At 70.8% G+C, this 20,779-nt stretch carries 15 protein-coding genes; 3 read left to right on the top strand and 12 right to left on the bottom strand.

Annotation, left to right across the window (positions count from 1 at the left end):
* Window positions 1-111: 111 nt before the first annotated feature.
* The 7 genes from infA to ACWD0F_RS06065 all read right to left on the bottom strand — a co-directional run bounded on the left by infA (window position 112) and on the right by ACWD0F_RS06065 (window position 7,579).
* The gene (infA, locus tag ACWD0F_RS06095) at window positions 112-336 is read right to left on the bottom strand and encodes a translation initiation factor IF-1 (RefSeq protein WP_449872814.1); all 225 of its coding nucleotides are present in this window, start codon (window positions 334-336) and stop codon (window positions 112-114) included.
* 56 nt (window positions 337-392) lie between these two features.
* Entirely contained in the window at window positions 393-1,172 is a 780-nt protein-coding gene (locus ACWD0F_RS06090; RefSeq protein WP_449872813.1) for a GNAT family N-acetyltransferase, read from the bottom strand.
* 536 nt (window positions 1,173-1,708) lie between these two features.
* The gene (locus ACWD0F_RS06085; protein ID WP_449872812.1) at window positions 1,709-2,524 is read right to left on the bottom strand and encodes a carbohydrate ABC transporter permease; all 816 of its coding nucleotides are present in this window, start codon (window positions 2,522-2,524) and stop codon (window positions 1,709-1,711) included.
* The gene (locus ACWD0F_RS06080) at window positions 2,517-3,395 is read right to left on the bottom strand and encodes a carbohydrate ABC transporter permease (protein WP_449872811.1); all 879 of its coding nucleotides are present in this window, start codon (window positions 3,393-3,395) and stop codon (window positions 2,517-2,519) included. Before ACWD0F_RS06080 ends, ACWD0F_RS06085 begins: the two co-directional genes overlap by 8 nt.
* Window positions 3,396-3,398: 3 nt before the next feature.
* On the bottom strand, window positions 3,399-4,643 hold the full coding sequence (locus ACWD0F_RS06075; RefSeq protein ID WP_449872810.1) for an ABC transporter substrate-binding protein: 1,245 nt from the start codon (window positions 4,641-4,643) through the stop codon (window positions 3,399-3,401).
* A gap of 24 nt (window positions 4,644-4,667) precedes the next feature.
* The gene (locus ACWD0F_RS06070) at window positions 4,668-6,338 is read right to left on the bottom strand and encodes a beta-N-acetylhexosaminidase (RefSeq protein WP_449872809.1); all 1,671 of its coding nucleotides are present in this window, start codon (window positions 6,336-6,338) and stop codon (window positions 4,668-4,670) included.
* Entirely contained in the window at window positions 6,335-7,579 is a 1,245-nt protein-coding gene (locus ACWD0F_RS06065) for a Gfo/Idh/MocA family protein (protein WP_449872808.1), read from the bottom strand. The genes ACWD0F_RS06070 and ACWD0F_RS06065 overlap by 4 nt, the downstream gene beginning before the upstream one ends.
* A gap of 149 nt (window positions 7,580-7,728) precedes the next feature.
* On the opposite strand from ACWD0F_RS06065, the gene ACWD0F_RS06060 reads away from it, so the two are divergent.
* Together ACWD0F_RS06060 and ACWD0F_RS06055 are read left to right on the top strand one after the other, a co-directional pair.
* Complete coding sequence (locus ACWD0F_RS06060; RefSeq protein ID WP_449872807.1) at window positions 7,729-8,895, top strand: ROK family protein; 1,167 nt, start codon at window positions 7,729-7,731, stop codon at window positions 8,893-8,895.
* A 50-nt stretch (window positions 8,896-8,945) separates the two neighbouring features.
* Window positions 8,946-10,736 (top strand): discoidin domain-containing protein, encoded by a 1,791-nt coding sequence (locus ACWD0F_RS06055; RefSeq protein ID WP_449872806.1) that lies wholly within the window; start codon window positions 8,946-8,948, stop codon window positions 10,734-10,736.
* Window positions 10,737-10,807: 71 nt separating this feature from the next.
* Here the strand turns inward: ACWD0F_RS06055 and ACWD0F_RS06050 are convergent, their stop codons facing one another.
* Window positions 10,808-11,356, bottom strand: coding sequence for a hypothetical protein (locus tag ACWD0F_RS06050; RefSeq protein ID WP_449872805.1), 549 nt, complete (start codon window positions 11,354-11,356; stop codon window positions 10,808-10,810).
* A gap of 153 nt (window positions 11,357-11,509) precedes the next feature.
* On the opposite strand from ACWD0F_RS06050, the gene ACWD0F_RS06045 reads away from it, so the two are divergent.
* Window positions 11,510-14,560, top strand: coding sequence for a BTAD domain-containing putative transcriptional regulator (locus tag ACWD0F_RS06045; protein ID WP_449872804.1), 3,051 nt, complete (start codon window positions 11,510-11,512; stop codon window positions 14,558-14,560).
* Here ACWD0F_RS06045 and ACWD0F_RS06040 read toward each other — a convergent pair.
* The 4 genes from ACWD0F_RS06040 to ACWD0F_RS06025 all read right to left on the bottom strand — a co-directional run bounded on the left by ACWD0F_RS06040 (window position 14,539) and on the right by ACWD0F_RS06025 (window position 20,739).
* Window positions 14,539-15,339 (bottom strand): ABC transporter permease, encoded by an 801-nt coding sequence (locus ACWD0F_RS06040; RefSeq protein WP_449872803.1) that lies wholly within the window; start codon window positions 15,337-15,339, stop codon window positions 14,539-14,541. The two genes, ACWD0F_RS06045 and ACWD0F_RS06040, sit on opposite strands and share 22 nt — an antisense overlap.
* The gene (locus ACWD0F_RS06035; protein WP_449872802.1) at window positions 15,336-16,289 is read right to left on the bottom strand and encodes an ATP-binding cassette domain-containing protein; all 954 of its coding nucleotides are present in this window, start codon (window positions 16,287-16,289) and stop codon (window positions 15,336-15,338) included. The genes ACWD0F_RS06040 and ACWD0F_RS06035 overlap by 4 nt, the downstream gene beginning before the upstream one ends.
* Before the next feature lie 176 nt (window positions 16,290-16,465).
* On the bottom strand, window positions 16,466-17,314 hold the full coding sequence (locus ACWD0F_RS06030; protein WP_449872801.1) for a polysaccharide deacetylase family protein: 849 nt from the start codon (window positions 17,312-17,314) through the stop codon (window positions 16,466-16,468).
* A 155-nt stretch (window positions 17,315-17,469) separates the two neighbouring features.
* Window positions 17,470-20,739 (bottom strand): BTAD domain-containing putative transcriptional regulator, encoded by a 3,270-nt coding sequence (locus ACWD0F_RS06025; RefSeq protein WP_449872800.1) that lies wholly within the window; start codon window positions 20,737-20,739, stop codon window positions 17,470-17,472.
* Window positions 20,740-20,779: the final 40 nt, after the last annotated feature.

The raw sequence follows: 20,779 nt of genomic DNA, 5'->3' as shown, positions 1-20,779 counted from the left end.
CGTTCAGGCGCTGCGGCACCAGACCATCAGGCGCGTGACCTGCTGGGCGGCAGCCGCTGGGACGGCGCCGCCTTCGACCGGCAGCAGGTCAGCGATATGTCCTGCGCGCCGCTACGTCCTGTAGCGGAAGAGGATCCTGCCGCGGGTGAGATCGTACGGGCTGAGTTCCACGAGCACCCGGTCGTACGGCAGGATCTTGATGTAGTTCCTCCGTATCTTCCCGCTGATGTGCGCCAGCACCTTGTGCCCATTTTCGAGCTCCACCCTGAAGGTGGCATTGCGCAGGCATTCGACGACAGTGCCCTCGACTTCGATGCCTCCTGCTGTCCTTGCCATGCTCTCGTCCTTGTCCGGTCGGTGACTGTGCGGTCGCGAGGTGAACGGGCGGGTCGTCAGCGCAGCACCAACTCCAGGTTGCTGTTCGCCCGCCGGGCGCCGATGCCCTCGAACAGCGCCATGGCCGCCCTGTTGGACTCGTTCACTTCGGCATAGGCCGTTGCGATCCCGCAGCGGTGCAGCGAACCCAGCACATGAGCGAGCAGCGCCCGAGCGATGCCACGGCGTTGCCGGCCGGCGCGGACCGCGATCAGCCCGATCCGCTTGCACCGTGGCTGCCGGGCCACCGTCACCACCTGGACGAGTCCCACGTATTCATCGGCCTGTACGGCCACCGCGTACTGTGACGGGTCCAGCACGGTGACGCCGTCCGGGCGGGGCAGCACCTCGGCAGGCATCTCCTGCCATCCGAGGGTGGCCTCGACCTCCTCGCGGATCACGCGGTCCAGCGTGCGCAGCGGACCCTCCTCCGCCTGGCCGACGGCCCCGATCGTCACGCCCGAAGGGGGAAGGGCCGAGCCGAGGCCCGTGACCCGCGGATCGGTGGGCACGAAGCACTCCCACTCGCGGCGTCGGATGGTGAAACCGGCTCGCTCCCAGTTGCCCGTCAAGCCGAGGTCAGCCTCGCCGACCACGGTGTAGAGCGGCTTCGGCAGGTCCGCCGGCATGGCTTCGGCGAGCCGGTCGAAGACCCCGTCGTGCCATGCGTCGATGCTGAGGAACATCCGGCCGTCGGGCCTGCGCGCGGCGAAGCCACGGCCGACCGTCTGGTCGTCCTCCACCGCATGCCACTGCTGCTCCGCGACCCGGGTGACTATGACGGCATGCTTGCTCATGCCTGAGGTGGAATGCGCAGAATTCATTGGTTGTCGCCTTTCGGGAGTGCCTTGTCGAGGCGCTCCCGGCGACACCTATGTCAGTCGCCCGGCCGTGACTGCGAGGGGGAGCACCCACATCGAACAGCGTTCATGGGTCTCACCTCCTCAGCGGTCTGTCACGGTTCGCGGCACGCTACCAGCACGATCGTCGTCCCGTCCAACCGTTTTCCGCCGACCAACCCGCCTCTTCGTCGAGCTACTCGACGACCTGGCCTCCGGCAGCGGATTCCGCCCCCGGCACTGTTCACCAGGGGCAAGAGCTTCTCCACCGCCACGTCCAGCAGCCGGCCGCGCTGCTGCGCGACCTCCCACTCCTCAGCGTCGGCACGGCGGTGCGCACGGCGCTGGGCCCGAGTAGCCCGACGCGGGCTCTTCGGGCGAGCTTGTGGAGGACGCAACACCAACAGCAGGCCCATGCCCATGACGGGACTCGCGGGCCCCCGTTCTCGGGGCGGGGCCTTCGCGAGTCCGGCGGGGAGTGTCCGGGTCGCGGGTCAGCCCTTCGAGCCGGTGAAGGCGATGCCGGCGATGAGGTGCCGTTGCAGGACCACGAAGAGCGCGACCACGGGCAGTGAGGCCACGAGCGACCCGGCGAACAGGATCGGGAAGTTGGTCTGGAACTGCCCGCGGAGCGAGGCGAGACCGGCCGACAACGTCATCATCTCGGGATCGGTGTTGACCACCAGCGGCCAGAGCAGGCTGCTCCACGACCACATGACGGTCAGCAGTCCCAGCGCCAGCAGGCCGGGCCTGACCAGCGGCAACATGATGTGCCAGTAGATCTGCGGTGGGCTGGCCCCGTCGAGGCGCGCGGCCTCGTCGAGTTCCTTGGGCAGGCTGAGGAAGAACTGCCGGAGCAGGAACGTGCCGAAGGCCCCGAAGACGCCCGGCGCGATCAGCGCCTGCAGCGTGTTGAGCCAGCCGAGCCCCTGCATGATCTCGTAGCGCGGAATGATGAACAGCTCACCGGGAACCATGAGCACGGCCAGGAAGAGCAGGAAAATGGCCCCCCGGCCGGGAAAACGCAGCCGGGCGAAGGCGTAGGCGGCCAGTGAGCACAACAACAACTGCCCGGCGGTGACGACCGCGGCGACCACGACGGTGTTGAGGAACTGCCTGGCCAGTGGCACGGAGCGGAAGACGTCGCCGAAGTTCGACCACTGCCAGGAGGGCGTGAACTTCGGCGGCACGCGCAGCGAGTCGGGCAGGCTCTGCAGCGCGACCACCACCTGCCAGGCGAAGGGCGCGAGCATCACCAGCGCGCCCGCGGCCAGCAGCACGTGGGCCGGCCAGGTTCTGGGCCTATTCATAGTGCACCCACTTCTTCTGCAGCCTGAACTGGATCGCGGTCAGCACGAGGATCAGCCCGAGCAGCAGGACGGCGATCGCCGCGGCGAGCCCGCGCTGGTTCTGCACGAAGCCCTTCTCGAAGAAGAGGTAGACGATCGTGCGGCTGCCGCTCAGCGCCGGGCTCTTCAGATCGATCATGAGGTAGACCAGGTCGAAGACCTGCAACGCGTTGATCATCGTGATCACGATGACGAAGAACGTGGTCGGCGTGAGCAGCGGGAGCGTGATGCGGAAGAACTGCCGCAGCCGCCCCGCGCCGTCGATCGAGGCCGCCTCGTAGTAGTGGCGCGGGATGCCCTGCAGTCCTGCCAGGAACAGCACGGCGTTGTAGCCGATCGTGCTCCAGATGCCGACGATCGCGATCGCGTAGATGGCGAAGTCGGGATCGCCCACCCAGTACGGCCCCTCGATCCCCACCTTGCCCAGCAGGTAGTTGATCGCGCCGAAGTCGCCGTTGAACAGATAACGCCAGGTCAGGCCTACCGCGGCCGGCATGGTGACGACCGGCAGGAAGTACAGGGTCCGGTAGACGCTCAGGCCGCGCAGCCCCGGCACGTTCAGCAGGGCGGCGACGACGATGGACAGCGGCACGCCGGCCAGCACGAGCACGGCGTAGAGCAGGGTGTTGCCGAGCGCGCCGAGCACCTCCTCATCACCGAGCAACTCGGCGAAGTTGGCCGTCCCCACCCAGGTGTAGCCGCCGAAGACACCCGACTCGGTGAAGCTGAGGTACAGGGTCTGGGCGATCGGCCACAGGTAGAAGACGGCCAGACCCAGCGCCATGGGGGCGATGAGCAGGTAACCCCACGCCCACTCGCGCTTGGAGAGCATCCGTTACTCCTTGGCCAGGATCTCGTTCATCTGCGCCGCGATCTCCTTGGCGACGTCGGCCACCGGCCGCTTGCCCGCCCAGGCGTCGGCGAGCAGCTTGTTCTGCACGTCCTGCCACTGCGCGGTGTTCAGCGACGCCGGGTACGGCACGCCGTTCGGCATCGAGGCGTCGTAGGTCTCCTTCAGCTGCCAGGAGGAAAAGGCCCCGAACCAGCCGTCCTGCGTGCCGGGGCGGACGGAGACGGCGCCGCCACCGCTGTCGCTGAGGATCTTCTGCGCCGGCCCGGAGGAGACGAACGCGGCGAACGCCGCCGACTCCTTCGGGTGCTCGCTCTTGGCCGAGACGGCGTTGGCCAGGCCGAGCAGGATGACGGCCTCCCGCTCGGGCCCCTTGGGCAGCGGAGCCACGTCGATCCGCTCGCGGATCTCGGGGTTGGCCCAGAAGGTGGAGGCGAACCAGACTCCGCCGTAGTACATGCCGTACTTACCGGACTGGAAGAGCTGGATGGGGTCGGTGTCGGTGTAGACCTGCGCGACGGGCGCGACCTTGTCCTTGATCAGGCCGGTCCAGAACTCCAGGCCCTGGATGGAGCCGGGCTCGTCGAAACCGCTCTTCTTGCCGTCGGCCGAGAGCACCTGGCCGCCCGCCTGGATCATCGTGTTGTAGAAGCCGCCCTGGTCCCACATCGGGGCGAGGATGCCGAACTGCTTCTTGGCCGGGTCGGTCAGCTTCGTGGCGGCGGCCTTGACGTCGTCCCAGGTCCAGTCGGCGGTGGGATACTTCACGCCGGCCGCGTCGAAGATCTTCTTGTCGTACCAGAGCGCCGGGATGCTCACGTTGAGCGGCAGGCCGTACAGCTTGCCGTCAAGACGGTAGCCGTCGACCACCGCATCGGGCAGGCCCTCCGCCTTCGAGGCGTCGATCGGGGCGATGACGCCGCCCTTGGCGTACATGCGGACGTTGAGGCTGTTCATCCAGAAGACGTCGGGAGCGGCGCCGCCGGACGCGGCGGTCTGGAGCTTGGTCCAGTACTGGTCCCACGGGGTGATCTCCAGCTTGACCGTGACCTTCGGGTTGGCCTGCTGGAAGGCGGCGATGATCTTCTCGGCACTGGGCTGGTCGTTCTTGTCCCAGATGGCGTAGCTGATGGTGACCTTGGCGTCGGCAGCGGGCTCGCCGGACGAGCCGCAGCCCGCCGCCAGGACGGCGAGGCCGAGCAGCCCGGCCAGGGGAAGGCGAAAACGCACGGGTTTCTCCAGGTGGGGGGTGGCTTAGAACCGCAGGTTCGCGGTCCAGGCGGCGAGCTTGCCGTCGATCTCCGCCCTGGTCACCGGGTGACCTGGGGAGTCGGGGCGTCGCTGCCAGGGGTGCGGGCCGGCGGCCGGGCGATATTCCACGCCCAGCGCGTCGAGCCGCTTCTCGTGTACGGCGAGCCGGACGAGGAAGTCCTCGAAGTCGCGCTCGTCGCTCCACACCGCCTCGGCGAAAGCGGCCAGGCGGGGGAAGGCCATGTAGTCGAGGAGCCGGGGCGAGTCGATGTACTCGGTCCACAGCGCCGCCTGGGCGCCGAGGATCCGGCCCCTTTCCTCCCCGGTGAGGCCACCGGGGATCGGGTCGAAGGCGTGCACCGCGCTCAGGGACGTCACGCTGCCGATCGGCACCGGCTCCTGCTCGCCCTCGGCCTGGCGGAAGTCCAGGTAGGTCTCGGCGAAGGGCGAGACGACCACGTCGTGGCCGGTCCGCGCGGCCAGCGCCGTGCACTTGGCCCCGCGCCAGGAGCCCACGGTGACCCCCGGCGGCAGGCCGCCTTCCATGAGCCCGTCCCAGGCGAGCGGCTTGCGCCCGCGGGCGAGCAGGAAGTCGGTGAGGTGCCGCATGAGCCAGGTCTGCAGCTCGTCGGCGTCGCGCAGGCCGAGCTCGCGGATGCGCTCCTTGGCGGGGACGCTCTCGTACCACTGGGTCTTGGGGGCCTCGTCGCCGCCGACGCAGACGTACGGGCCGGGGAAGAGCTCCAGAACCTCCTCGAGAACGTCGGTGAAGAAGGTGATCGTTCCGTCGGCGACGTTGAGCACGTTCTCGCCGACGCCCCATTCCGTACGTACGTCCAGCGGGGTGTCGAGATTGCCGAGCTCCGGGTAGGCGGCGATGGCGGCCTGCGTGTGACCGGGCAGGTCGATCTCCGGGACGACGGTGATGAACCGGTCGGCGGCGTAGGAGACGATCTCCCTGATGTCGTCCTGGCTGTAATAGCCGCCGTGCGGCCGCCCGTCGAAGCCGCGGTGGCTCCTGGTGCTCTGCGGCGACTCGCGCCGCCAGGCGCCGACCTCGGTCAGCTTCGGATACTTCCTGATCTGCAACCGCCAGCCCTGGTCGTCGGTCAGGTGCAGGTGCAGGACGTTGAGCTTGTGCATGGCCAGCAGGTCGATGTACCGCAGCAGGTCGTTCTTGGGCAGGAAATGGCGGGCCACGTCGATGAGGCAGCCGCGCCAGCCGTACCGGGGCGCGTCGGCGATCGTGACGGCGGGGACGCTCCACGTCCTGTCTCCGGTGCGGCCGCTGCGGAACGCGGCCGGGTCGAGGAGCTGGCGCAGCGTCTGCGCCCCGTAGAAGGCGCCGGCCGGGGTCGCGGCCTCGATCAGCACCGACTCCCCCGTGACCGTGAGCCGGTACTCCTCCGGCCCGAGCCCGCCGGCCAGCCGGAGCTCGACGCCACCGGAGCCCTCGGGCAGCCGGAGCTCGACCCCGCCAGGGCTCTCGGGCAGCCGGAGCTCGACCCCGCCGGGGCTCTCGGGCAACGGCAGGCCGGTGGCGGGGGTGAGGCTTTCGCGTAACCATGCCGCCGCCCTGGCCAGCGCCGGGTCGGCGGTCAGCGGGGTCGTGGCGGTGAAGGTGAAGTGCCCGTCCGCCGGGGTGCGGCGGGCGGGCGCCGGGATCGTCGTCACAGGGCCTGCACCGTCCGGGTCTGGCGGGCGCGCTCGGCGGCCCACACGACGAGGTGCCCGGCCAGCGCGTCAGCCGCGCCGGCTCCGAGCGGCGCCTGGTCGCCCGCGGTCACGGCGTCGATGAAGGCCGTGATGAGGCCCGTGTCGCCGCCGCCGTGCCCGTCGGCCAGCGACGCGCCGGCGCCCGTCTCGGTGTCGATCCGCTCCTCGGCACCGGTCACGAAGTCGACGACCCTGATGGCCTGGCCGTCGCCCTCCGCGAAGCCGTGCGTGCCGAAGATCCTGGTCTTGCGGTGTTCCATAGGGGTGAAGGCGGTCATCGTGAACGACGCGGTCGCGCCCCGCGCGAACTCCAGCAGCACCACCTGCTGGTCCACCACGTCGTTGTCGCAGTCGTAGACGCAGCGGCCGTACGGGCCGCTTTCCAGCGCGCGGGTGACACCGGCCGTCGTGGCGTCGGAGGTCACCGCGCCGAGCGGCCAGAACTCGCGGCCGGGGTCGCCGAGACAGTCCAGGTAGAGGCGCTTGGCGGAGTACGGGCAGGTGGGCTCGACCGCGCAGCTCACGCAGCGGCTGCCCGCGCCCGGCGGCCGGTTCTCCGGCCGGAAGTGGGTCAGCGAGCCGAAGGAGGACACGCCGGTCGGCTGGTCTCCGATGAGATGGAGCAGCCAGTCGATGTCGTGACAGGACTTGGTCAGCAACATGGGCCCGGACTCGCTCGCGTTGCGCCAGTGGCCGCGGACGAAGGAGTGGGCCATGTGCCACCAGCCCACCGGCTCCAGGTGCTGGACGCTGGAGATCGTGCCCAACCGGCCGCTCTCCACGAGCTGCTTGAACGCCTTGGTGTAGGCGGTGTAGCGCAGGACGTGCCCCACGGCGAAGACCACCCCGGCACGCTGCACGGCCTCGACCACCCTGCGCGCCTCCGGCTCGGTGGGCGCCATGGGCTTCTCCAGCAGGATGGCGTAGCCCAGCCCGGCGAAGGCCACGGCCGGCTCGACGTGCAACCGGTCCTGGGTGGCGATGACCACGGCGTCGGCCAGCCTCGGCACGGCGGCCAGCTCGGCCCAGTCCGCGAAGCGCGCCTGTTCCGGCACGCCGTGCTCGTCGGCCAGCCTGGCCCGCCTGGCCGGATCGGGATCCGCCACGGCGACGATCCGCGCCCGGCCATCGGCCGCGGCCGCCCTGGCGTAGATCTGGCCGCGGGCTCCCGCCCCGACGACCGCTACGGTCACTGTCATTGCCGCGCTCTCCCCCACTTATTGCGGAGTCCATAGATAGTCACGAATGGGTCTTGCAGTCAATAGCCCTGTTGGCGGATGATCCAGCTAGTGAGGGCCCGCCCAGGGCGGACATAATCTGAAGACCGCAATAATGGAGGAACAAGCCTGTGCAGGTCAGCGGTGGGGATCTTCAGCGGCTGCGCCAGTTGAACTCGCTCAGCAGCCTGCGCGCCCTGCGTGAGGCAGCCGATCCGCTGACGCTCACCGAGCTGGCCGCGCGGACCCGGCTGTCGCGGAACTCCGTCATCGACGTCATCACCGATCTGCACGAACGCGGCTGGATCGGCGAAGTCGAGCCCACGCCGGGCGGCATGGGCCGGCCCGCCAAGCGGTACCGCTTCCGCGCCGACGCCGGGCACGTGCTGGGCATCGACATAGGGGTCCACAAGGTCCTCGCCGTGGTCACCGACCTGGGTGGCCGGACCGTCTCCAGCGGCCGGGTCTCCGTGGACGGGCGTACCACCCGGGCCGAGCGGCTCGACGCCGTGTGGCGGGCCGTCGACGCCGCGCTCGTCGCCTCCGGCCTGGACACCTCCGATCTGTGGGGCGTCGCCGTCGGCAGCATCGGCGTCGTCAACCGGGAGGGTCTGATCACCCGGGTCAACGACCTCCCCGACTGGCCGGGGGTCGACCTCATCGGCCATCTCGGGCAGCGGCTGTCCTGCCCGATCACCGTCGAGAACGACAGCAAGCTCGCCGCACTCGCCGAGCAGCGGCTGGGCGTGGCCGCGGGCGTCCGCGACCTCGTCTACCTGCACGCCGGCCGCCGGCCCGGTGCCGCGCTCATCCTCAACGGCCGCCTGCACCACGGCTTCAGCGGTGCCACCGGCGAGGTCGGCCTCATGGAGATGACCGGCTGGCGCACCATGGCCGCGCACTTGGAAGGCTCCCCCGCCGCCCAGGGCACCCCGGCCGAGGACGCCGCCGGGCTCGTCTTCACGGCCGCCCGGGCCGGCGACCCCGGCGCCCTGGCGGCCGTCGACACCTACGCCCACCATCTCGCGCTCGGCACCGCCGCCATGGTCCTGACCCTGGACCCCGAACTGGTCGTCCTCGGTGGCGGGTTCTCCCGCTCTGCCGACGTCCTGCTGCCCGCACTGCGCCGCGCCCTCGAACCCCACTGCCTGCGCGTCCCCGAGATCCGGCCCTCGGCGCTCGGCGAGGAATGCGTCGCCCTCGGCGCGGCCTGCCTGGCGCTGGACCACGTGGACGAGCACTTCTTCTCACCCGACGGCGCGATCGCCCGTCCTGCCGCGCCCCAGCGGCTCGCCTGACGACTCTTCTTTCCGGAAAACGCACACCCCCCTCTCCGAAGGACACACGCATGCGCAGATTGATCCCTCCTCTCGCCATCGCCCTGGCCCTGGCCGGGCTGCTGACCCCGGCACCGGCGGCCGCCGCTCCCGTCGCCGGGCCGTGGCCGTACCCCTTGGACTGCGACGGCGACGTTCCCGGCAGCACCTGCACGGTCGTCGTAGAGGGCAATCCGCGCCCGGACAGCATTGAGGAGATCACCACCACCGTCAGGACCGACGACCAAGTCTGGGCGCGAGACACCTTCTACACCCGTACCAGTAACGCGCGCAGCCGTCCCTTCGTGCTGCCCGAGCAGCAGGTGACGGTCGACGTCTCCATCACCCGCCTGCCGCAGACCATCGCGGGCACGCAGCTGCGGCTGATGGCGTGGAACCTCTTCGTCGGCGGCACGATCAACGGCCAGGAGAAGACGGGCGAGAACCTCAGGCAGATGATCGAGTATCTCAACGAGGTCAATCCCGACGTCCTGTTCGTGGTCGAGGGGTACGGATCGGGGCAGAAGATCCTTGACGGCCTGAACGCCGGGCGGCCGGCGGGCAAGCGGTACACCGGGGTGCAGCTCACCAAGCCGGAGGACTACAGCGTCAACGGCGACAACCTGTGGCTGTACACCAAGCTCAAGGTCGAGAAGGTCTACCCGCGCTACGCCGACGCGGACATCAACTCGTTCAACCTCGGCGGCGCCCGGCTCGGCCTGCCCAACGGCGGACACGTCCACGCCTTCAGCATGTGGACCTGGCACGAGATCTCCGCCAACTGGGACACCCACGAGGCGGCCGTGCAGAACATCTACGGCCAGCCCCGGACGAAGACCGACGCGCAGCTCCTCGACGACGACCGCTTCCGTCGCGTCGCCATGGGCAAGGCCATCCTGGAAAAGGCGCTGCCCTCCTTCATCGGCAATGACACCTCCCCCGTGCTCATGGGCGGAGACCTCAACGCCTGGCCGCACCTGGACTGGACCGAGCAGTTCAAGAACGCGCGCGGGCACGCGGGCCTGGTGTTGCCGTGGCCGTTGACCAAGATGTTCACCGATGCCGGCTTCGTCGACACCTTCCGCTACGCCAACGCCGACGCCGGGCGTTACCCCGGCCGCACCTGGAGCTCGCTGAGCGGCTACCGCTCCGCGCCCGCCCGCACCGACTACGTGTTCACCCGGGGCAAGAGCGTCCGCGTCCTCGGCTCGCGCATCGACGACCACCGCCTGTCCCGCCACCAGGGCAGCGCCCTCGACCAGACCTATCCGTTCTACTCCGACCACAGCGCGGTCGTCACCGACGTGGTGATCCGCGGCTTGGGCGGGGGCCCCGACCGGCCGATCGTCAGCGAGGAGCCCGAAGACGCCCCCGGCGTCTGGCCCGCCACCCCGGCCGGCACCCCGGTCCCGCCGGCCGAGCTCAGCGCGACGGCGACCACCTTCAAGCCCGGCGTCGGCGAGCCCGCCCGGGCGGTCGACGGCGATGTCACGACCTACTACCACTCCGACTATCCGGCGATCGTGCCCCAGCCCCACTCCATCACGGTCGACCTCGGGCGGGTCCGTGAGCTGTCCGCGGTCCGGTTCCAGCCCAAACTGACCTACGACATGAACGGCACCGTCCTGAAGGGCGTGGTGCAGGTGAGCGACGACGGCACGACGTTCAGGGACGTCAAGCAGGTCGAGTGGCCGCGCCTGGTGGTGCCGAACGACGTCGGCATGGAGGGGACCACGGCCAGATACGTGCGGCTGCGCGTGGACTACGGCATGGGCGGGGCCTCCTCCCTCGCGGAGATCATCCCGTACGAGGCAACCGGCTGACGACCGTCGCCGGCCCTCCCGAGCGAGGGCCGGCGAGGTCGCGTCCCGTACGGCGGGCGAACCGCTCCGCGTCACTTGCGGAAGTAGGCGCGGGCGGACGGGAGGAGCAGCAGGATGACGATCGCGATCGAGGCCGGCGGGGTGAAGAACAGGCGGCCGTCAGAGAGGGGCAGCAGCCAGGCCGGGTAGGCGCGCTCGGCCGCGTCGAGGATGGCCTGCGCGTTCGCGCCTTCGCCGAGGATGTTCTGGAGGTACTCCGTCTGGGCGGCCTGGCTGGTGAAGATGAAGACGTCGAGGGCCAGGAAGATCGGCTGGATGATCAGGGTGAGGATCCGGCCGGCGCGCTTGCCCGCGAGGTTGAGCCAGGCCAGCAGCGCGGCGATCACGGCGGTGGTGACGGGGATGACCAGCGCGTAGCCGCCCTCGTCGAAGTGGAGGCCGTGCTGCTCCAGGAGCGAGGGTGACAGGCCCTGCCGGGCGAGTTCGGCCTCGGCCGCGGCCTGGACGTCGGCGCCGAAGAAGAGCCCGGCGACGGGGGCGATCAGGAAGGCCGCGGCGAACAGCAGCTGCAGGATGCCGGCGAGGGTGACGGCGCGGGGGCGGATCTTGGTGGTTTCCATGCCCCAGACGATCGCGCCCCGCACTGACAAGGGGCTGAGCGCACGCTGATGCGGGATATCAGCGGTATCTGGCAGGCTGATGCCGTGCGCGTTGTAGTGCTAGGTCCAGTAAAGGTCTGTCTGGACAGTGGCGAGTCCGTGGAGATCAGCGGGGTGCGATTACGCATGCTGCTGGCCAGACTCGCGCTGGACCCGGGCCGTCCCGTCTCGGCCGACACGCTGATCGACGATCTGTGGGGCGAGCAAGCGCCCGCGGGAGCCGCCGGTGCGCTGCAGGGCCTGGTGTCGCGGCTGCGCAAGGCCCTGGACGGAGCCGGGACCCTGGAGCTGGCGGCCGGCGGTTACCGGCTGTCCGTACGTGCCGGGGAGGTGGACGCCGGCCAGTTCGAGGAGCTCGCCGCCCGCGGCCGGCGCGAGCTGGCCGCGGGCCGGCACAAGGAGGCCGCCGGCACGCTGGCCGGCGCGCTGGGCATGTGGCAGGGCGCCGCGCTGGCCGATGTGCGGGAAGCGCCGTTCGCCGACCCTGTCGCCACCAGGCTGCACAACCTGCGCCAGGCGGCGGCCGAGGACCGGATCGACGCCGAGCTGCACCTGGGCGGGCACGCCGACGTGCTGGCCGATCTGGAGTCGCTGGCCGCCGGCAACCCGCTGAGTGAGCGGCTGGCCGGGCTGCGGATGCGGGCCCTGGCCGCGGCGAGCCGCCAGGGGGACGCGCTGGCGGTCTACCAGGAGATCCGGGCCAGGCTGGGCGATGAGCTCGGTGTCGATCCCACGCCCGCCCTGCAGGGCCTCCATCTCGCGCTGCTGCGCGGCGAGATGGAGCAGCCCGCGGCCCGGGCGCAGGCCGTACCGAGCCGCCTGCCCGCCCAGCTCACCAGCTTCGTCGGCCGGGAGTCGGAGCTGGCGCAGGTGGCCGCGCTGCTGTCGGCGGGCCGCCTGGTCACGATCGTCGGCCCGGGCGGCGCCGGCAAGACCCGCCTGTCGCTGGAGGCCGTGGCCAGAGATCCGGCGTACCGGGCCGGCCGCGTGTGGTTCGTCTCGCTGGCCGGGGTGAGCGTGCCCGGCCAGGTCGCCGACGCGGTGCTGGGCGTGCTCAACTCCTCCCGTCTCTACGAGGGCGGCCAGTCGGCCCCGCTGGAGCGAGTCTGCGAGTTGCTCGACGTGGGCGACGCCGTCCTCCTGCTGGACAACTGCGAGCACCTGGTGGGGGCCGCGGCCGAGCTGGCCGATCAGTTGCTGGTACGGCTGCCGCACCTACGGATCCTGGCCACGAGCCGCGAGGCGCTGGCCATCACCGGCGAGGCGCTGTGCCACCTGGGTCCGCTGAAGGTGCCCAAGGACGCGGCGGTGGCGGCGGAGGCGGAAGCCGTACGCCTGTTCGTGGACCGGGCGGCGAGCGTCCGGCCCGGATTCGCGCTCGATGCCGCCACCGTGGACGCCGTGGTGGAGATCTGCTGGCGGTTGGACGGCATGCCGCTGGCCCTGGAGCTGGCGGCGGCCAAGCTGCGCTCGATGAGCGTGGACCAGATCGCCGAGCGGCTGGACGACCGGTTCCGGCTGCTCACCTCCGGCAGCAGGGCCGCGCTGCCGCGCCAGCGCACCCTGCTGGCGGTGGTGGAGTGGAGCTGGGACCTGCTGGAGGAGCAGGAGCGGGTGCTGGCCAGGCGCCTGGCGGCCTTCCCCGGCGGGGCGACGCTGGCCGCGCTGGAGGCGGTCTGCGCCGATGCGGCACTGCCGGCCGCGGACATCGTTTACGTCATCGGGTCCTTGGTGGAGAAGTCCATCGTGCTGGAGACGGGTGACCGGTACCGGATGCTGGAGACCATCCGTGCCTACGCGCAGGACAGGCTCGCGGCCTCCGGCGACGACCTCGCCGTGCCGTACACCGGGTATTTCCTGGCGCTGGCCGAGGAGCACGAGCCGTTGTTGCGGGCCAGGGAACAGTTGCGGGCGATCGCGGTGTTCGACGCCGAACACGACAACCTGGCCCTTGCTCTGCGCATGGTCTTCGACACCGCGGACGCGCAGCGAGCCGCCCGGTTCGTCCGCGCGATGTTCTGGTACTGGGGACTGCGGGGGATGGTCACCCAATACACCGCCGCCATGGCCGAGGTGCTCGCCTTCGGCGACCCGCTGCCGGAGGAGGCCCGTACCGCTTTCATCGTGGCGCAGAGCGCGGCACCCCTCGCGGCGCCGCAGCGCCCGTACCTGGACCTGGACTCACCGGCCGCCCTGGCCTTCCACCCCGCGCTGCCGATGTTGCGCATGGCGCAGATGGCTCCCCACGAGAACCGGCATGAGGTGGTACGGCAGGCGCTGGAGTCGGCGGACCCCTGGGTGCGGGCCAGCGTGTTGTGGACACAAGACGACGCCCACGTGGAAGAGGGTGACCTGGAGACCGGGGAACACACCCGGCTGGAGGCGTTGCGCTGCTTCGAGGAGGTGGGCGAACGCTGGGGCATGGTGATGTGCCTGCTGCGCATCAGCCGCGTGCACTCCTTGCGTGCCGAGCGCGCCCTCGCCATCGCCACCGCGGAACGCGCGGTCGCGATCAGCTCCGAACTCGGCACGGAGATGCATCTGCTCTGGACGAAGACCAGACTCGCCAGAGAGCGGATGAACGGCGGAGATCTGGACGGCGCCTTCCGCGACATCCACGCCGCGATCCGCCAGGCCAAGGAGCAGAGCCACCGCCGCATCGAGACCAGCATGCACTCCAGCCTGGCGATCGCCTACCGCCTGTCCGGTGATGTGGAGCAGGCTGACCGGGTCCTGGACCAGCTGGATGACCTGGCCGGCCGGCTTTCGGCCTCGGAGCGGAGGTCCAGCAACGCCAGCCTGGGCTTCCGCCTGGCCAACAGGCTCGCCGAAGGAGCGGCGGGACCGGCCCGTGAGCTGCTCGGACAGGTCGTGTCCGAGCTGTTCGGCGATCGCCACGCCAACGGTCTGGCCTGGGGAGCCGAGCTGCTGGGCTGGTTGTTGTCGCTGGAGGGCGACCCGGTGGGCGCCGCCACGGCGCTGGGCATGAGCCAGGTGATCCGGGGGGCTTTCGACCAGGGCGACCCCGAGATGCGCGCGCTCGTGGCCGTCCTCACCCACAGGCTGGGTACGGACGGCCACCGGGAGGCGTTCGCCACGGGCGCCGGGCTGCCGAGACAGGAAGCGCTGGCCCGGCTGGCCGATCAGGCGGCGTTCTTGCGATAGGCACGCATGGCCAGCGGGAGGAAGACCGCGATCGTGCCGGCCATCCAGGCCACGGCGCCCAGCAACGATCCGGCGACCGCGCCGCCGTTCAGCAACCCGCGCATGGCATCCGACGTCAGGCTGACCGGGTTGACGCCGGACCAGACCTGCAACCAGCCGGGCATCGTCTCGGACGGGACGAACACGTTGCTGGCGAAGGTGAGCGGCAGGATCAGGATGGTCATCAGGCCGGTCACCGAACCGGGAGTCTTGACCAGCATGCCGATGTAGACCGACAACCAGGCGAAGCTCAGCCCGAAGGCCAGCAGCAGCGCGATGCCCGCCAGTGCGGCGACCGGGCCGGTCTGGATGCGGTAACCCATGACCAGGGCCAGGCCGAGCAGGACGGCCAGCGACACCACGTAGCGGACCAGGTCGGCCAGCACGGCGCCGACCAGCGGCGCGGAACGCGCGACCGGCATGCTGCGGAAGCGGTCGAACACGCCGGTGCCGGAATCGGTGTTGAGCGAGACGCCGATGCCCACGCTGGCCTGGAAGACCGTCATCACCATGATCCCCGGCACGATGGCCTGAAGGTAGGCGTCCTGGTCACCGCCGGCGATCGCGCCGCCGAACAGGTAGACGAACATCAGCAGGAACACCACCGGCGTCAGGATGACGTCCACGAGCTGCACGGGCGACTTGCGCAACTTGGTGACGCCGCGTCCGGCCAGCGCAAGGCTGTGCCGTACGGCTTGCGCGGGACTCACGCGGATCGGGGCGTAGGCGTGGGTGCTCATGCTGCGTTCCTCTCCATGGCGTCGTGCCGTCCGGTGAGCGCCAGGAAGACCTCGTCCAGGCTGGGCAGGCGCAGGCCCAGCTCGTCGGCGGGGATGCCGGCCACGTCCAGCCGCCGGGCCAGGGCGGAGACCAGCAGCGGATCGGCGGCGGGCGCGCTCAGCAGGCCGCTGTTCTCATCGCGGCTCGGGGTGACGCCCGTGAGCTCGGCCAGGATGCGGGCGACGGCGTCCAGGTCGGCGTCCAGGGTCGGACGGACGTGCAGGATCTGCCCGCCGATCCGGCGCTTCAGCTCGCCGGGCCGCCCCTCGGCGACCACCCGGCCGCGGTCGATCACGGTGATCTGGTCGGCGAGCTGGTCGGCCTCCTCCAGATACTGCGTGGTGAGCAGGACGGTGGTGCCATCGGCCACCAAGCCGCGCACCAGGTCCCACAGGCCGTTGCGGGTATGCGGGTCCAGGCCGGTGGTCGGCTCGTCCAGGAACAGAATCTGCGGCCGGCCCACCAGGCTCGCCGCCAGATCCAGCCGCCGCCGCATCCCGCCGGAGAACGTGGCGATCGGCCGGCCGGCGGCCTCGGTGAGTTCGAAGCGCTCCAGCAGCTGCGCGGCCCGGGACCTGGCCTCGCGCCTGGTCAGGTTGAGCAGGCGGCCCAGCAGGACCAGGTTCTCGGTGCCGGACAGGCCCTCGTCCACCGACGCGTACTGCCCGGTCAGGCCGATCAGGCCGCGTACCCGCACCGGGTCCCGCGCCACGTCATACCCGCCGACCTCCGCCTGGCCGCCATCGGCGCGCAGCAGCGTCGCCAGGATCCGCACGGCGGTGGTCTTCCCCGCGCCGTTCGGCCCGAGCACCGCCATCACCTTGCCCGCGGGGACCTCCAGATCGACCCCGTCCAGGGCGAGCATGTCGCCGTACCGCTTGACCAGCCCCTCGGCCCGAATCGCGTACATCGTCTCTCCTCGTCCTCGATGAGGAAGACGATGCCGGTGGCCGCTGACGCGGCGCCGACAGACCGCTGACAGCGGCTAACAGCCGTGCCCAGTTCGAGGACTCTCCGTCCGTCCATGCGCGGCCACATGCCGACACTCTAGGCGTGCCGGTCACTCCGCCCAGGCAGGTCGGCTCGTTACGGGGCGGAGAGATAGTGCTCGGCGATGTCGTCGCTCGTGCACACCCATACCTCGGGCGTCGAGGTGATCGTCTTCAGGATGCGTGCCAGGTACTTGGCACGGTGCGGCTGGCCCATGATGAAGGTGTGCAGGGGCAGCGCCATCACCTTCCCGGTGGTGGCCGACTCCTCAAGCAGCACCTCGAACTGGTCGAGGACGACCCGCTCGAAGTCCGGGCCGGTCAGGCCGGGGTTCGTCACGTACATCAGGAAGTCGTTGACGTCGATCGAGTAGGGCACCGAGATCAGGCCTGGCACGTTCAGCGGGAACGGCTGGTCGTCGGCGCACCAGTCGAGGACGTACGTCAGGCCGGCCTCGGCGAGCAGCTTCGGCGTGTCGTGCGTCTCGGCCAGCCCGGGACCGAGCCAGCCCTTGGGACGCGCGGGAAGGGTGGCGTCCAGCGTCGCGAACATCTCCTTGAGATGTTGCTCCTCGTCCTTCAGCGCCATCCCGGTCAGGAACGTGGAGTTGGTCTGGCCGTGCGCGACCCAGGCCCAGCCACGCTCGACCCCGGCCTGGATGATCTCTGGATACCGCGTGCACACGTCGGAGTTGACGATCGCCGAGGCGCGGATGCCGACCTGGTCGAACACGTCGATCATGCGCCAGATGCCGACCCGGTTGCCGTAGTCGCGCCAGCCGAACGACAGCGGGTCCGGCACGGGGCCGTTCGCCCGATCGAGCGGTACGTCGGTGCGGAAATGCTCGATGTTGAGCCCGACGTAGAAGGCCAGCCGCTTGCCGTCAGGGAAGCTGAGCGGCGGTCTGGAGACGATCGGGGAGTAGGGGTAGAGCGGCTGGGTCATTTCGCCTCCTGCATGGCCGGGAGAAGCACTCGTCGGCAACCTGGTCGCGCTGAGCAGCGTGGGGTGTTTCCCGGTCTGCCTCGGCGACTCCCGTCTTCGTCATGGACGGGCCGAGCGTAGACAGACGCCCTGAGGGTTCGCTGACGGCCCTTCCGTCAGCGAACCGTCCGACGATGAAGCGCGGTCCGGGCGGCGTGCGCCGCCTGCTGCGGCGGCAGGTCCGCCCCTTGCCGAAATGCCGCGGAGAACGCCTCCTGCCCCAGGACAGCGATCGCGGCCGCGGTGATCCGCTCGACGTCGCCACGCTCGGCGCGGGGAAGCGGGGCGTCGACACTGCGCCGGGCGGCGTCCGCCGCGCCGAGCAGGATCCCGGCGAGCCGCACGCGGTCCGCGTCGCCGGACAGCGCCGCGACGCCTGCCAGGCCCTCCAGGGAGAGAGCCAGCGCCCGGGGTTCTGCGATGGCCTGGGCGACCTCCATCCCGCGCAGGTGATGCTCGGCCGCCCGAACGCCGTCCCCGCGCAGCTCGGCGATGAACCCCATCTCCGCCAGCAGCAGGTGCTCCCCCACACTCGACGACGGATATTCGCTCTGCAGCCGGCTCAGGTAGACCTGCGCGCGGTCGAAGTCCCCGGTCCGGCGTGCTCCGAGCGCGAGTCCCATCACCGCGTGGATCTCGCCGTAGATGTAGCCCTGCTCGAAGGCGAGCCGCCGGGCCCGCTCGTGCAGGTCCCGGGCGCGGTCCCAGTCCTTGGCGAGCAGGGCCAGCCGGCCGAGACCGGAGTAGCGGGCCGAGACCTCCGCCGACAGGTCGAGCTCCCGCGCGATGCGCAGGCCCTCATGCTGGCGGCGTGCGGCCTCCGCGTAGTCCCCCTTGATCTCGGCGAGAATCGACAGCGGCGTCACGGACTGGAGTTCGCCCCAGCGGTCGCCCATCTTCCGGAAGATCTCCGCGCTGTGCGCTCCGTCGCGGGCGAGAGCGTCGAGGTCGCCCCGGATCAGCGCGTGCATGGCCCGGAGCGCCAACGTGGCCGCGATCCCCCAGTCGTCGCCGGCCTCGGTGAACAAGGAGAGCGCACGCGCGTTGAGCTCCTCACTCGCCACGATCGGCGCACCGGCGCTGAACAGCGCGTACGCGCGGAGCCACAACGCGCGGCCACGGCGGACAGGGTCGTCGATCTCGTCCTCGCGAGGACCCGCCGCCTCCGGTTTGTGCCCGGTCAGCAGCGTGAACGCGTCCCGCAGCGCATGCAGCTCGCCGGCCCCGGGCGTGACCTCCAGCACCGCCGACAGTGCTCGGCGTCCCTCTCCCAGCCGCCCGCGAAGCAGCCACCACCAGGACACCGCGCTGACGAGACGGACGGCCTCGGCGTGGTCCGCGTGCGGGGCGGGCCCGCGCACCGCCTCGTCCAGGGCCGCCCGGAGATTGGCGGCCTCGGCGTCCAGCACGGCCAGCCACCGCTGCTGGCCGGCGCCCCGCAGATACGGCTCGGCCGTCTCCGCGAGGTTCAGGTAGTGGCACAGGTGCCGGCGCCGGGTGGGTTCGAGATCGGTCATCTCCCGCAGGCGCTCCATCGCGTACGCCGCCACCGACTCCAGCAGCCGGTAACGGGGCCCGGCCGGACCGTCGACCATGACGACGAGAGAGCGGTCGATCAGGCGCGTCATCAGGTCGAGGACCTCCTCACGCGCGACCCCGTCGCCGGCGCACACCGCTTCCGCGGCGGCCAGGGTGCATCCGTCCTGATGGACCGCGAGGCGGCGCAGCACGATCCGCTCGGGAGCGCTGAGCAGTTCCCAGCTCCAGTCGATCACCGCCTGCAGCGTCTGCTGCCGGGCCGGCGCGCCGCGCCGGCCGAAGGTCAGGACCCGGAACCGGTTCTCCAGGCGCGCGGCCAGCTCGCGCACGCCCAGCCCGCGAACCCGGGTCGCCGCCAGCTCCAGAGCAAGGGGGATCCCGTCGAGGCGGCGGCAGATCTCGGTCACCGCCTCGTGAACGTCCGGGCCGGCGCCATCGAGGGTGAAACCCGGCGCGGCCGCCGCGGCGCGCTCGGCGAAGAGCCGTCTCGCGTCGGACGGCGCCAGCGGTTCGACGAGGACGAGGAGCTCGCCCGTCAGGTTGAGCGGCTCGCGGCTCGTGGCCAGGACGCGCAGCCTGGGCGCGGCACGCAGCAGCAGGCGCGTGAGCTCGGCCACGGCGTCGACGATGTGCTCGCAGTTGTCCAGGACCAGCAGGACCCGGCGGCCGCCCAACGCGGTGGCCAGCCTTTCTGGGGGTGTGGCCGGCAGGCCGAGCCGTGGCGGACCCGAGGGCGCGATGTCCCGGATGCCGAGAGTGGCGGCGATGAGCTGGACGAGTTCGGTCACGCCTCCGTATTGGGAGGCCAGCTCGACCAGCCAGACCTCATGGGGGGTGTCGTCGTTGGCATCGTGGATGAGACGGGAGGCCGCCAGGGCGAGCCGGGTCTTGCCCACTCCCCCGGGGCCGGTGAGCGTGATGAGGCGCGTGTCGTGCAGGCGCCGATCGAGCTCCTTCAGCACCTGGTCGCGGCCGATCAACGTGCTCAGCGGCGCTGGCAGGTTCGTGCGCGGCCGGACTGCCGTCGTCTTGTCCGGCCGCGGCGTCGTCTTGTCCGGCTGCGGCGCCGCCGGCTGCTCGGCGGGGCCGTCAGCGCCGGGATGGCGTGCCGGGGTGAGCGACGGGTCCTGGCGCAGGATCGCCTCGTACAGGGCGGCCAGGTCGGGGCTGGGGTCGAGGCCGAATTCGTCCGCGAGGGTGATGCGCAGCTGCGCGTACGAGGCCAGCGCCTCGCTCTGCCGCCCGGCCAGGTACAACGCCCGGAGCTGGACGGCGCGCAGCCGTTCGCGCAGGGGGTGCTGAGCCACCAGGTCGGCGAGCTCGCTGATGAGCAGGGGGTGTTCGCCCGACTCCAGCCGGGCCTCGGCCTGGTCCTCCAGCGCGGTCAGGCGCTGTTCCGCCAGGCGTTGTGCGGCCGCCTGCACGAACTCCTCGTCGGCGAAGTCCGCGTAGGCGGGCCCGCGCCACAGGTCGAGTGCCCGGGTGAGCAGCGCGGCCCGCGCCGGCGCTTCGCCGGCCGTCCGCGCCTGGGCCACCAGAGACTGGAAGAGGACGGCGTCGACCTCGTCGGCGTCGCCGAGGCGCAGCCGGTAGCCGACCGGCTGATACATCACCCGGTCCCGGCCGAGCACGCGGCGCAACTGGGACACCTTCACCTGAAGGGCGTTGGCCGGATTGCCGGGTGGCTCCTCGCCCCACAGGTCATCGATGAGCCGGTCCGCGGAGACCGGCTGGCCCTCGTGCGTGAGCAGATCGGTGAGCAGGGCCCGCACCTTGATTTCGGGCACCTTCACCGGGTCACCCTCGTCGTCCCACACCATCAGTGAGCCGAGCACTCCGAACCGCATGCAAGCACCGTACACACCTCCGCAGGTGGTCAAGGCACCC

The organism is Nonomuraea sp. NPDC002799, assembly GCF_053592075.1.
This window is presented reverse-complemented; position numbering and strand designations above follow the sequence as displayed.